The 12,367-nt window shown below is 43.9% G+C and carries 14 protein-coding genes; 6 read left to right on the forward strand and 8 right to left on the reverse strand.

The genetic code is table 11. The features are described 5' to 3' along the window. Together DK187_RS09060 and DK187_RS09065 are read left to right on the forward strand one after the other, a co-directional pair. On the forward strand, positions 1–1,016 hold a 1,016-nt coding region (locus tag DK187_RS09060; protein WP_111607035.1), incomplete at its 5' end, for a P-loop NTPase fold protein. A 110-nt stretch (positions 1,017–1,126) separates the two neighbouring features. After that, a complete protein-coding gene (locus DK187_RS09065) occupies positions 1,127–1,489 on the forward strand; it encodes a hypothetical protein (RefSeq protein ID WP_111607036.1) in 363 nt (120 codons plus the stop codon). Between the two features lie 19 nt (positions 1,490–1,508). On the opposite strand, the gene DK187_RS09070 is transcribed toward DK187_RS09065, so the two are convergent. Together DK187_RS09070 and DK187_RS09075 are read right to left on the reverse strand one after the other, a co-directional pair. After that, a complete protein-coding gene (locus tag DK187_RS09070; protein ID WP_442915034.1) occupies positions 1,509–1,820 on the reverse strand; it encodes a type II toxin-antitoxin system RelE family toxin in 312 nt (103 codons plus the stop codon). Beyond that, positions 1,783–2,031: a type II toxin-antitoxin system Phd/YefM family antitoxin gene (locus DK187_RS09075; RefSeq protein WP_111607037.1), complete on the reverse strand. Its 249-nt coding sequence runs from the start codon at positions 2,029–2,031 to the stop codon at positions 1,783–1,785. Before DK187_RS09075 ends, DK187_RS09070 begins: the two co-directional genes overlap by 38 nt. Before the next feature lie 203 nt (positions 2,032–2,234). On the opposite strand from DK187_RS09075, the gene aphA reads away from it, so the two are divergent. Continuing rightward, complete coding sequence (gene aphA / locus DK187_RS09080; RefSeq protein ID WP_111607038.1) at positions 2,235–2,945, forward strand: acid phosphatase AphA; 711 nt, start codon at positions 2,235–2,237, stop codon at positions 2,943–2,945. A 71-nt stretch (positions 2,946–3,016) separates the two neighbouring features. Here aphA and DK187_RS09085 read toward each other — a convergent pair whose 3' ends face one another. The 3 genes from DK187_RS09085 to DK187_RS09095 form a co-directional block, all read right to left on the reverse strand. Continuing rightward, the gene (locus tag DK187_RS09085) at positions 3,017–4,066 is read right to left on the reverse strand and encodes a Stealth CR1 domain-containing protein (RefSeq protein WP_111607039.1); all 1,050 of its coding nucleotides are present in this window, start codon (positions 4,064–4,066) and stop codon (positions 3,017–3,019) included. Positions 4,067–4,583: 517 nt separating this feature from the next. Next, positions 4,584–5,399 carry a 2,5-didehydrogluconate reductase DkgB gene (gene dkgB / locus DK187_RS09090; RefSeq protein ID WP_111607040.1) on the reverse strand — a complete coding sequence of 272 codons (816 nt, stop codon included), beginning with the start codon at positions 5,397–5,399 and terminating at the stop codon, positions 4,584–4,586. Positions 5,400–5,418: 19 nt separating this feature from the next. Continuing rightward, positions 5,419–6,606, reverse strand: coding sequence for an MFS transporter (locus DK187_RS09095; RefSeq protein WP_111607041.1), 1,188 nt, complete (start codon positions 6,604–6,606; stop codon positions 5,419–5,421). A 152-nt stretch (positions 6,607–6,758) separates the two neighbouring features. On the opposite strand from DK187_RS09095, the gene DK187_RS09100 reads away from it, so the two are divergent. Continuing rightward, positions 6,759–7,649, forward strand: coding sequence for a LysR family transcriptional regulator (locus DK187_RS09100; RefSeq protein WP_111607042.1), 891 nt, complete (start codon positions 6,759–6,761; stop codon positions 7,647–7,649). 75 nt (positions 7,650–7,724) lie between these two features. Here the strand turns inward: DK187_RS09100 and DK187_RS09105 are convergent, their stop codons facing one another. The 3 genes from DK187_RS09105 to DK187_RS09115 all read right to left on the reverse strand — a co-directional run bounded on the left by DK187_RS09105 (position 7,725) and on the right by DK187_RS09115 (position 10,480). Beyond that, positions 7,725–8,498 carry an SHOCT domain-containing protein gene (locus DK187_RS09105; RefSeq protein WP_111607043.1) on the reverse strand — a complete coding sequence of 258 codons (774 nt, stop codon included), beginning with the start codon at positions 8,496–8,498 and terminating at the stop codon, positions 7,725–7,727. A gap of 311 nt (positions 8,499–8,809) precedes the next feature. Continuing rightward, on the reverse strand, positions 8,810–9,658 hold the full coding sequence (yghU, locus tag DK187_RS09110) for a glutathione-dependent disulfide-bond oxidoreductase (protein WP_111607044.1): 849 nt from the start codon (positions 9,656–9,658) through the stop codon (positions 8,810–8,812). A 45-nt stretch (positions 9,659–9,703) separates the two neighbouring features. Further along, positions 9,704–10,480 carry a ferredoxin--NADP reductase gene (locus DK187_RS09115; protein WP_111607045.1) on the reverse strand — a complete coding sequence of 259 codons (777 nt, stop codon included), beginning with the start codon at positions 10,478–10,480 and terminating at the stop codon, positions 9,704–9,706. A 314-nt stretch (positions 10,481–10,794) separates the two neighbouring features. On the opposite strand from DK187_RS09115, the gene msrA reads away from it, so the two are divergent. Both msrA and DK187_RS09125 read left to right on the forward strand, forming a co-directional pair. Then, positions 10,795–11,421 (forward strand): peptide-methionine (S)-S-oxide reductase MsrA, encoded by a 627-nt coding sequence (msrA, locus tag DK187_RS09120; protein ID WP_111607046.1) that lies wholly within the window; start codon positions 10,795–10,797, stop codon positions 11,419–11,421. A 274-nt stretch (positions 11,422–11,695) separates the two neighbouring features. Beyond that, positions 11,696–12,265, forward strand: a complete 570-nt coding sequence (locus tag DK187_RS09125; RefSeq protein ID WP_111607047.1) for a porin family protein — start codon at positions 11,696–11,698, stop codon at positions 12,263–12,265. Positions 12,266–12,367: the final 102 nt, after the last annotated feature.

Consider the following 12,367-nt stretch of genomic DNA (forward strand, 5'->3'; position numbering starts at 1 on the left):
AGTTTAATGCTTGGGAATACGAACATACGGACAACCTACAAGCCGGTATCGCCCAAGAAATGATCAAAGCGCTATCTAGCCCAGAACCTAAACCTGTTTATTGGGAAAAAGCAAGTTGGCCTTTGAGAAAAGTCTTGTTGACAGCTCGGTTCGCATTGAGCTTACATGGCTTCAAAGTGCTCATCCCCTTGTCACTGTTTGCAGCCTCCCTTGCTCCTTTATGGGTGCCCGATTCGCTAAAAGGCGCTTTTACAAGCCTGGTTCAACCATTAGGAAACGGTGTCGCATCCATTTTACCTTATGCTTGGGTTGGTGCGTTTTTGATACCTACATTCAAAAAAACCAAAGAAGTGTTTGCAGGACCACTAGCAAAAGAGCTTTTAACCTATTTGAAGTTACCGGATTATGGCAAACACTTAGGCACGATTCCTGTGATGCGCGAGCATATTAAAAAACTCACCAAGGTACGTTTGGGTAATGAAAAACGCTTACTCTATGTGGTGGATGATTTAGACCGTTGTGGACACAAAGGGATTGTCAAAGTGCTTGAAGCGGTGCGCATGGTATTGGACTTGGACAATGTGATCGTAGTGATCGCCGTAGACCAACGGATTGCCTTAGCGGCATTAGCACTTAATTATAAAGAACTCGCCACACAACATCATATTGAAGACCCAAGGCTGATCGCTCGTGACTATTTGGCGAAAATTATCCACCTTCCTATTGTGCTCACTGAGCCAGATGAAGCATCTGTAGCTAGTTACCTAGCTAACCTTTGGGATGAAACCAGCTCACCCGAAAGTAAAGCGCTAGCCAAAAAAGCAGGCACCTTACTTCAAGAGGATAGTAGCTTTATTAAAAACAACACCAACAACACAGATGAAGCAAACCAGACAGATGGTATTGGTCAAGAAGCAAAGACTAAAAAGAAGGAAACGTCATTAGACAGAATACTGAAAAAACCAACACAGAAACGTCGGAAACAGACTCTCCCATTGAAAAAAACGAAACAGTAGCTCCCACAAAAGATATTAAACAAATAGAGCAACTCACCGAGCCACAAAAACGTGCCTTCACTTATTGGCTTAAGCATTTCGAGTTATCTAACCCTCGTCAGATAAAACGTTTGAATAACAGTTTTAATCTACTTCGTAATTTTTACTCCGGAGAGGATAAAGAGCCAGTAGAAGTAACAACCGAAGAAGCAGGAAGTGAACATGCCTTTCCCATGATGGTGACGCTGTTTGCTTTTGAATACCTGAACAATCTTGATGACATACAAAAGCGGCAAAAATTAAAAAAACTGAGTAATAAAGAAAGTGATGATTTAACTGAGAAGGAAGAGGCATATCTAACAGACTACAAAATAACGCCATTGGTAATTGAGCTGGCAAACCTTAGCTTAAAAAACACCACCATGATCCTAGGTATTGAGCCCTTCGTCCTTCCAGGAATTGATATGATCGATAAAACAACAGAAAGTAGCTAATCACGCACGACTACGCTATCTAAACCCGTTTAATAGCATTTTTATAAACCTCATTACGCTCCCGCTTTCCTACTGCCAACACAGTGACAATAACGACATCGTCTTGTACTTCGTAGACAAGGCGATAACCTGATTGGCGTAATTTGATTTTGTAAAGGTTGTCAGCCCCTGAAAGCTTTGAAGCAGGAACATGTGGATGATCTAAACGTTCGATCAGTTTTTTCTTAAATTGCTGTTGCAGCGTAGCACCAAGTTTTCGCCACTCCTTCAAGGCGCTCTTTTTGAATTCGAGTTTATAAGTCAGCGATGCTGACTGAGATACTTTCTTCATTGACGCGTTCCTTCGCGAGTGAGATCAGTTCCATATCTTCCAATTTATCCATTAAGGCTTCATAAGCTTCAGCAGGGACACAGTAAAACGCAGGTTCATTGCGATTTAATACTGCAACCGCTTTACCATGTGCGCTTGCAGCGACTTTCATCGGGTTGGCTTTAAACTCAGTAATGCTTGCAGCCACGTCGGAAAGGATTCTAGAAGTCATTTAAAAGCACCTTTAATCGACCTATTAAAAGATCATTTTAATTTCCATTTGATCACTTATCAAGCAGAAGTTTATTAACTAGCTCTAGATAAAGTATTTGCTCTGCCCTCCAATCAAACCAAACCAAACCAAGTTGATAGAAAATCTTATTTTTTAGGGATAAGATAAACAAACCATCAATAATGAAACCTATAGGAAACATTGTGAATTATACTCTACGCTCGATAACACTTGCGCTGGCTTGTATCGCCAGTCTCTCTGCTCACGCAGATCCAAAAACACCAGGCACTCATAAAGGTTATTCCACCATTGATATGACCACGGCGGGTATGCCATCAGATGTGACCATGATCTCTGTTGCGGACATTCAGCAAGAGCTGCAAGGCAAAGCGCCGTTTGCGGTGGGCTTTGATATCGATGATACGACCCTGTTTAGCACGCCGGTTTTTTATCGTGGCCAGCAAGAGTTCTCGCCAAATGGTTATTCTTACCTAACGAATCAAGACTTCTGGGACAAAGCAAACTGTGGCTGGGACGCCTTCAGCATGCCTAAGAACATTGCTAAAGAGTTAATTGCCATGCACCAAGAACGTGGTGATAGTATTTATTTCATCACAGGTCGCACTGGTTCTGATTGTAATTTCACGACAGAATATCTAAAAAAGACGTTTGATATCAAAGATATGCACGATGTCATTTTTGCAGGATCGAGTCGTACGGAATACACAAAAACCAAGTACATCAAAGAGAATGGCATCAAAGTGTATTACGGCGATGCAGATGGCGACATTATTTCTGCCCGTGACGCGGGTGCCGAGGGAATTCGAGTCATGCGCGCGGCCAACTCTAGCTACACACCGATTCCAAAAAATGGCATCTATGGCGAACGAGTGTTAAAAGACTCTCAGTACTAACCTATCTTTCGATGAGTATCAGATAACAAAAGCCAACAATCATGGAATTGTTGGCTTTTTATTTTCTACCCTTACGCGACTGACTCTATCGCTGCAGCTTTTGGTGGCAAACACAATGTATCAAGAGTTGTATGTTCAGCGAGCTCAGAAAAGCCACCTATTGCCTGCGTCACCCATTCAGCGGCATTTGGGATGATTTCTACCAATTGAGGGAGATCATTCACACATAAAAACTTGATATCAGGATCTGTCGCTCTGCTAAGCAAGGCTAGCGTGTCGCTGGCTGGTTGCCCTTTCCCCTGCCCGCTTGAAATATGAAGATGATCATCTACCAGGCTGATTTTGGCTTCTTGGTCATGGATACAAGCATGGTTGTGTAACCCCTGCGGGAGAAATTGCGCCAAGTTGCGAAATCGATACGTTATGTTATTGAAAAAGTCATCAGGATAACGGGCAAACAATTCGGCCATCTTTGAACGCCGAAAGGGATGCACAACATGCGCCGCAGAAAACAGTTTTGTAGCAGGATATCCTATGATTTGCGCCGCATTGATCTGCATAAAACAATGAAATTTCGCGGGGTCTTCTCGCATTTCAGCGCAACCAAGCACGCCGCTATAATCAACCCATTTGCCTCGCAGAACAGGAGTAAGGCCATCAAAAACATCTGCAGGACTTAAAGGTGCCGTCAAGAAAACATCGTCATTGAAGTACATAAATCGCTCGCTCAGCCCTTCTATCCGCCAGAGCATGCTCTCAATCGCCAAGGAATTGAAAGTCGGCAAAACCTGTGCAAAGCCATCAAAAATTTGCGAATGATAGGCAAGATGCACTTTAGCTCTAATGCTTTCTGAGAGACTGGATAAATCAGGGCCATCTTCATCCACAACCACCCAAATTTTGTTTATCCATGGCGCGTGGTTTTCAATGGATTGAATGCAGAACAGAATCTCATCGTTACACATCCAACGATGTGGATTAGACGCATTTTCGTGAAGTGGCAAAGACTCCAGTGCCATATATTTTTGTCTTTTTTGTTGATGTTTCGCAGCATTCCCATCGACCCAAGTGATAACCGCATCGATTGGGTCAAGCTCGCGCTCGATTGCATTACTTAGCATATCAGTATCCGTATACATTGATGATATTTTAGCTGATGCCACTACGGGTTCAGGCTGATCATCGAACGAGTCAATTCTAGGTGAGTCAGCTCGTCACTGAGATGACTTGATAGTGAATCTATCTTTATTCTCCAACCCTTTAGAAGGGGTAGATGTTTGTCTTAGGTGGCTTCTTCAACAGGATATTTGCTTCTTATGAGGGGGGGTTCTCTCGCTTTATAGTGAAGAAATACATAAAAACAGACGTTTGATCAGCTTACTTGTCTAACCTATACATACGCAAATATACAGAAAATGGATCTATAAAGAGCGGTATAAGCACACGATTCTGGTTTCATGCCACTACAATTCGTCATCTTGGTAAAAAAGAACGTAGCATCAAACAGGACTCAGACTCTCTAATTTTTGAGCTAAACCTAGACGAGTACAAAGCGAATCAAACGCTTGCTGATGGATAATGACAGAAGAAAAACGTGATAAAAGCCCATCAGTGGGCTTTTATCACTAGACTGAAACACTAACGAGAGGTGTCCCATAGGGGAGCGAAATCAGGATTAGCCTGTCGGTCATTACAATCCAGTTCCGCAATGTCCGCCATTTCATCTTTGCTTAATCTAACACCAGTTTCTTTAAGATTAGACACTAAATTATGACGCTTAGTAGATGATGGAATGGTCACTATAGCACGCTGAGCAAGCCACTGAATCACCAATTGTGCTGGACTAATCTGATGCTTCTCAGCCATGCTGTTTAGCACATCATCGACCAGCACTTTGCCATAAGCAAATGGCATGTAGCCTGTCACGGTAATCTTGTTGGCCTGACAAAAGTCCACTAATTTAATGTTTTGCAGATAAGGATGAACTTCAATCTGATTGGTATATATATTGTCCACACCAAGGATCTCAATCGCTTTTTTTGTTTGCGCAATGGTAAAATTAGAGATACCAATTTCACGTGCCAAACCCATCTCTTTCGATTTCTTCAATTCATTTAGATACACCGCCATATCAATTTCATCTTTCGGTGACGGCCAATGAATCAAGAGTAAATCCACATAATCGGTTTTTAACTTCGTAAGGCTATCTTTAACACTATCAATGAATTTATCCTCGCTAAAGGCTTCGAACCACACTTTTGTCGTGATGAACAGTTCATCTCGTGAAATATCGCTGTCTGCAATGGCTTGCCCCACCTCGGCCTCATTACCGTAGATTTGTGCGGTATCAATATGGCGATAACCTTCTTCTAACGCCATTTTTACCGAGTCGTAAGCGACTTGGCCTTGTAGTCGAAAAGTGCCCATTCCCATCGTAAAGCTGGTATTTTTCATAATATTTTTTCCATTCCTGTTAAACGTTATTTAATTGAGCAGTAAAGCGATCTTTTTTATCTAAATAGCCACTAAAACGTGTTAGAGCCAATGCCATCAAAACAATCACGGCACCAACCCAAGCCGTATCAACAAGACGATATTGATCAACAATATGACCGCCAACAAGCGCCCCAAACGCAATGCCGACATTAAACGCTGCGATGTTTAAACCAGAAGCCACGTCTACCGCATGTGGCGTTTCTCGCTCCGCGATTTGCACCACATAGACTTGCAAACCTGGCACATTGCCAAAAGCAAAAGCCCCCCAAAGTAGTACCGTTACCAAAGCGAACCAAGGATATGGCGCAGTAAAGTAAAATAGCAAAAGCACCGCCGACAAGGCCAAGAAGATGTACGATAAAGCACGAATTGGACCAATGTTGTCAGCCATTTTGCCGCCCCAAATATTGCCAAATGCGACTGAAACACCATACACCAACATGATCAAACCAATAGCAGAAGATGGAAAACCACTCACAGACTCAAGAATAGAAGCAAGAAAAGTAAAGGCAACAAACGTCCCGCCATAACCCACAGCTGTCATGGCGTATACTAAAAGCAAACGCGGTTTGGTTAAGACTGACAGCTGTTTTACTAAACTCGCACTCGGTGATTGCTTAAGATTATTGGGAACCAAGAGCGCACTACCGATCATAGCGACTAAGCCTAATGCCGATACCACTAAAAAAGTCGCACGCCAGCCAAAATGCTGACCAATCCAAGTACCTAACGGTACACCAGTGACAAGCGCAACGGTTAAACCTGTGAACATCAAAGCAATAGCACTGGCCTCTTTTTCTTTCGGTACCAAACGAGTCGCAATCGTTGACCCTATGGAGAAAAATACACCGTGAGCCAAACCGGTTAAGATCCGCGCCACAATGAGCGAGTGATAGCCTGGTGCCGCCCACGCCAACATATTGCCGACAATAAACACACTCATTAATCCGATCAGCAACCATTTACGGTTCAACTTCCCAGTCAAAGCCGTTAGCACTGGCGCGCCAACCGCGACACCTAACGCGTAAAGACTGACCAATAAGCCAGCACTAGGTAAAGACACAGACAAATCATTGGCAATGGTTGGAATCAACCCAACAATAACAAATTCCGTGGTTCCAATAGCAAAGGCACTGAGTGTCAGCGCCCAAAGAGCAAGTGGCATGATTATGCACTCCTAAGTTGAAGAGATACTTTATTAAAAAACATCTCATGTTTTGTTGGAGTGGAGTATGAAGCTTGCTAATATTCACAAAAATAGCATTAATGACAAATCACTTTATCAAAAACAGCAACAATAATACGATGGAATACTCAATGAATGGCATTCGATCTAAAACGGAAGACTTAGAAATATTGCTTGCAGTCGCTGATCATGGCGGTTTCTCAGCCGCTGCCAATGCACTAGACATTCAAGTGGCAAAAGTCTCGCGCGCGATTGCTCGTCTTGAACAAGAGCACGCCTGCAGCTTATTTACCCGTACGACTCGAAAAGTCAGCCTAACCCAGGAAGGCGAGCAGTTTATCATCGCGATTCGCAGCGCAATGGAGCAAATTGCGGGTGCAGAGTTTGCCCTCACAGCTCAGAAAACTCGCCCTAGTGGACGATTGCGCGTGGATGCCGCTAGCCCCTTCGTACTTCACCAATTGGTTCCACTCGTGAAGCCTTTTCGTACCGCTTATCCAGATATCGAGCTAGAGTTGGTATCAAATGACAACATTATTGATTTAATAGAAAAACGAACAGACCTTGCTATTCGCATTGGCGGATTGAGCGACTCGGGATTGCATGCAACCTTGTTAGGTAGGAGTCCACTCCATCTAGTTGCAGCACCGGATTATTTGGCACTACACGGCACCCCAACCACAGTTGACGCACTTACCTCACATACCATTATCGGCTTTTCCGACACGGCCAATCTCAATAAACTGCCCACTACCCCAACAATTCAACTTTCGGTGAACATAAAGGCCAGCAGTGGTGAAACCGTTCGACAACTTTGTCTCGAAGGCAATGGCATCGCTTTGCTCTCTCATTTCATGATCAGCAAAGACATTCAATCAGGCCACTTGGTTTCGCTGCTACCAGGGCTTATCGATAGCCCTAATCCAAGGGAGCAAGTCCAAGCGGTCTATTACAAACACTCCACTCTGGCTTCACGCATTGAGGCATTCTTAAATTTCATCAAAAACAAATTAACGATGTAATATTTATCACCCAAAAAAAAGAGATTGATTCACAACCTCTTCTCAATAGATGACATGCTATAACGTGTCTTTACATCAAATTCGATTCAGTAGATCGGTCTTTTTTGAATTGTATTCATTATCCGAAATCGCGCCCATATCTCGTAATTTCGCCAACTTCTCGATCAGCTGAATCACTTCATCAACAGACGATGCATTAGTCAAATTCTGAGGGGCTTGTATTGCCGGAGCTGGCGTAAACACCGTAGGCGCAGGCGGTTCAACAAAGTTATTGTGTGGTGCAGGCATAGGAGAAGAAGCAGAACTTCCGCCAGACACAACAGGTAAAGAGCTGACGAGAATGGTGCCGTATTGGCTGGAAAACGTCAGTGACGAATTACCGCCCTGCTGCTGGCTAATACCGCCAATATTATTGTCCAAGGTGTCATACACAGTCACCTGACCATTGACTTCCACCGCCAAACGATTCGGGAAAATCGCGTAACGTGTGCTATTTTGCGCACCACTGCTAAACGGCTGACCAAGATCACCAGGCCACCATTGATTGCTTGAGAGTGAGCCTTTGGGTAAAGGCATAAAGACTTGCATGCTCGCCAAGCCGTTGGCAAGCTCGTTACACAGGTTATCCACCATCGATTTCAAACCATAATTAAACATGTCGCCGACCATGGTCATACCACCACGCATCCACTGGCCACCGCCACCGAGCTCAGGGCAATTAAACTGCGCCATAGAACCATTGCCATTATTGACAGCAATCAGCATGTGCATCACAGCATCAAAACTTAGGTTGTAACGACGGGAAAGGGAATGAACGAGATTTTGTCCATCTTGCGTTAAATTTTGCATTATAAAGCTCTCTAAAAGGGACGTAGAGCTGTTCTCTTTTATCTCGCCGCTGCAAAAAAAGAAGGCATACATCGCCTCATACATAGACACAAACAAAGAGTAGGTTGCAGCATCATGCTGGCCAACAGATTTCGTAAGTCACTACTCTAACATATTCCCACCTTACAAAACGGTGACAAACCGCAGAATAGACGCAAATAACGGTTTATTTTTTGAGCACATGTTTTGTACGACTATAAAAAAAGAGACAAGTCATTTAATCAACTTGTCTCTTTCACTTATCGAGAAGCGCTCTACTAACGCGTTATTTTTTATTCAATAAGCCCATCAAAATCGGATGCATCATGACGCTCAGCAAGGGAAACCTCTCCCCATGTCCGATTAACGATGCGACCTCGTTGCACAGCAGGGCGCTGCTCAATCGCTTTTGCCCAACGCAGTACATTGGTATAACTGGCTACATCAAGAAACTCAGCCGCGTCGTACAAATTCCCCAGTACCAAATTGCCATACCAAGGCCAAATAGCGATATCTGCAATAGAATACTCGTCACCCGCCATGTAGGTATGATCCGCCAAATGCTTGTCCAGTACATCTAACTGACGCTTAGTTTCCATGGTAAAACGGTCAATTGGGTACTGCATTTTCGTTGGCGCGTAGGCATAAAAATGCCCAAAACCACCACCTAAATAAGGCGCCGATCCCATTTGCCAAAATAACCAGTTACGGCATTCCGTCTTAGAGACCAGATCTTTTGGCACCAAGGCATCAAACTTTTCGGCCAAATACTGCAAAATAGAACCCGACTCAAACACACGCGTTGGTGGCGTCGTCGAATGGTCCATCAAGGCGGGGATTTTAGAGTTAGGATTCACTTCAACAAACCCAGAACCAAACTGGTCGCCTTCACCAATGTTAATCAAATACGCATCGTATTCAGCCGCATCGATGCCCAATGCCAACAACTCTTCCAGCATGATGGTCACTTTTTGACCATTTGGCGTACCAAGGGAATGAAGCTGCAGTGAATGCTTACCAACAGGCAAGACTTTTTCATGTGTGGCACCCGCAACAGGACGGTTGGTACTGGCAAACTTACCACCGTTTTCGGTATTCCATGTCCACACCTTGGGAGGAAGGTAATCTTGGCTAGAACTCATAACATCTCCTAAATATATTCATCAACGAAAGCATAACCCTCGCGACTAATGTTCGACAAACGCTCGCTCAATAACATAATCCCCAGGCACACCGATTTTTGGCGACTCGTTAAAGCCCAGCTCATCAAGCAGCGCTGACGTGTCTTTTAGCATACTGGGGCTACCACAAATCATCACTCTGTCATTCATGGGGCTAAGTTGCGGTAATCCAATGTCTTCGGCCAATTTCCCACTGCGAATCAAATCGGTCAGGCGACCTTGATTGCGAAACGGCTCACGTGTCACGGTCGGATAATAAATCAGTTTGTCACGAACTTGATCACCAAAAAATTCATTCTCAGGCAATACTTTCTCAATAAAATCCGCATAGGCTAATTCATTAATATGACGAACCCCGTGAACCAAAACAATTTTTTCGTATTGCTCATAGGCGTCAAAATCTTGAATCACACTGAGAAATGGCGCCAAGCCAGTTCCCGTTGATAACAAATAAAGATGTTTTCCTGGCAGCAAATCCCGCGTCACCAAGGTACCAGTCGGTTTACGGCTCACCAAGATGTCATCACCAACCTGTAGATGCTGTAAACGCGAGGTAAGTGGACCATTAGGCACTTTAATACTGAAAAACTCTAAATGTTCTTCATAATTTGGGCTGGCAATACTGTAAGCACGCATCAAAGGCCGAGTCTCGGTTTCCAAGCCAATCATCACAAACTGACCATTATCAAAACGTAAACTCGGATTACGCGTGGTCTTGAAGCTGAATAAACTGTCATTCCAGTGGTGAACGCTCAAAACACGTTCCGTAACAAATGCGCTCATAACGACCCCATTCAAATTTAAAGAAACATTAACGATTGATAGGCATACTATAAGACAAGCCTATATTTGTTTAATTGATTATTCAGATGTCTTTAATATGCTCAGCATATATAAAGAAACCACACTAGACGAACCAATGAATAAGCACAGTGTGCCATGAAAATGGCTAAAAAATAGGCGATTAAATAGGAAGAATAGAGCATCATGACAATTAGTCAGCACAAACTGTAAGAAAAATGCTTCTTGGCGCGTCAAAGAAACCAATCAACAAAATAGTCGCCTGACTATTTTTGAACAAGCAGAGGGCTTTCAAAATGACAATGAAAAATACGCTCACTCGCACCTTAGGGTTGCTGGTTTTTGGTGGCGCTGCCAGCTTAAGTAGCATGCTGCACGCTGCGCCACAAACCATGGTGGTTGCTGGCGGATGCTTTTGGTGTGTGGAGTCCGACTTTGAATTAGTACAAGGTGTCAGTGATGTGGTTTCCGGCTACACAGGCGGCCACACTGAAAACCCAACCTACAAGCAAGTATCTGCAGGTGACACTGGACACTTTGAGGCCGTGGTTATTTATTTTGATGATGACATTGTCTCGCTCAACACCCTTGCCAATTATTATTGGAAAACCATAGATCCCACCGACGCAGAAGGCCAGTTCTGTGACAAAGGAGCACCTTACAAAACCGCGATGTTTTATCAGAACGACCAACAAAAAGCGGTTTTTGAAGCCTCACTCGCCAATGTTAAAAAAACCAAACCGTTCAAAGACGATGTTGTGACACAGATTCTTCCTGCAAAAACCTTTTACCCTGCAGAGGAATATCACCAAAGCTACTACACCAAAAACCCGATCCGTTATGCGTACTACCGCGCCAGCTGCGGACGCGACAACCGTATTGAACGCTTATGGGGCGAAGTGGCCAGTCACCAGTACCATTAAAGCGACACACTCGAGCCCTTTCAATGCGTTGTATTCCACGAAAAAGATGCCAAACGACAGGCATCTTTTTTTATTTAAAGCCGCTTAGCCTCTTTTATAAAACGAAAAACGGCCCTCGCAAGTATCAGCAAAGTGTTTCTTACCTAGGTTTACCGCATAGAAAATGAAGCAAATAGGTAACTGAACGCGAAAACCTAGCCTTCGATCTCGTCATACGCCACATTAATAGCGCAACTCACGAAGTTCTCAAAAAGTAACTAAAAGGAGTTATAAAATGAAAAAGTTCATTCCCGTAATAGCAGGTAGCATCGCTTTAGCTTCTCTCAGTGGCGTAGCAAAAGCTGAAAACATGGCTAACAACAACAGCGGCCTTTATGTTGGTGGTAACTACGGTTACCTTAAAGTGGAAAGCGACGACGACTTTGATGACAACAACGATGTAGTACAGGGAATTGTCGGCTATCGTTTTAATTCATTCCTTGCGCTAGAAGGCAGCTACATTGACTTTGGTAAATACGGTGGCAGCGCCGCTAACGCCGAAACAACAGGTTATACAGCGGCTTTGAAAGGGACCATTCCGATCACCCAGACGGTTGAACTGTTTGCCAAAGCGGGTCAACTTTGGCATGACACCGACTACAATATTGCCTCAGTAAAAGGCAGCTCAGACGACAGAAGCTTGTTCGCCGGGGCCGGTGTGAACTTCAAAGTAACGGAAAACTTGCTCGTAAACGCACAATACACCTGGTACGACGTCGACTTGAATGCCGATAACGTCAATTCCGACTCTTCCTTCGACACCGACTTCAAACAAGCCAGTGTGGGTGCTGAATACCGTTTCTAAAACAGACGTTTCCCTTAAGGGAAAGACTTAGCCCAGCGGTTAGGTCTTTCCTTTGTTTATGCTTATTTCTTAACCTGAAGCTCTTTGACCCATCACCACTAA

The organism is Marinomonas arctica (assembly GCF_003259225.1).
Taxonomy (GTDB): domain Bacteria; phylum Pseudomonadota; class Gammaproteobacteria; order Pseudomonadales; family Marinomonadaceae; genus Marinomonas; species Marinomonas arctica.

What these genes read in the sequence shown, in the direction of transcription:
- DK187_RS09070 (WP_442915034.1), bottom strand. Translation starts at nt 1,820, where the DNA reads ATGAAGAAAGTATCTCAGTCAGCATCGCTGACTTATAAACTCGAATTC.
- DK187_RS09075 (WP_111607037.1), bottom strand. Translation starts at nt 2,031, where the DNA reads ATGACTTCTAGAATCCTTTCCGACGTGGCTGCAAGCATTACTGAGTTT.
- DK187_RS09085 (WP_111607039.1), bottom strand. Translation starts at nt 4,066, where the DNA reads ATGCTAAGTAATGCAATCGAGCGCGAGCTTGACCCAATCGATGCGGTT.
- dkgB (WP_111607040.1), bottom strand. Translation starts at nt 5,399, where the DNA reads ATGAAAAATACCAGCTTTACGATGGGAATGGGCACTTTTCGACTACAA.
- DK187_RS09095 (WP_111607041.1), bottom strand. Translation starts at nt 6,606, where the DNA reads ATGCCACTTGCTCTTTGGGCGCTGACACTCAGTGCCTTTGCTATTGGA.
- DK187_RS09100 (WP_111607042.1), top strand. Translation starts at nt 6,759, where the DNA reads ATGAATGGCATTCGATCTAAAACGGAAGACTTAGAAATATTGCTTGCA.
- DK187_RS09105 (WP_111607043.1), bottom strand. Translation starts at nt 8,498, where the DNA reads ATGCAAAATTTAACGCAAGATGGACAAAATCTCGTTCATTCCCTTTCC.
- yghU (WP_111607044.1), bottom strand. Translation starts at nt 9,658, where the DNA reads ATGAGTTCTAGCCAAGATTACCTTCCTCCCAAGGTGTGGACATGGAAT.
- DK187_RS09115 (WP_111607045.1), bottom strand. Translation starts at nt 10,480, where the DNA reads ATGAGCGCATTTGTTACGGAACGTGTTTTGAGCGTTCACCACTGGAAT.
- msrA (WP_111607046.1), top strand. Translation starts at nt 10,795, where the DNA reads ATGACAATGAAAAATACGCTCACTCGCACCTTAGGGTTGCTGGTTTTT.
- DK187_RS09125 (WP_111607047.1), top strand. Translation starts at nt 11,696, where the DNA reads ATGAAAAAGTTCATTCCCGTAATAGCAGGTAGCATCGCTTTAGCTTCT.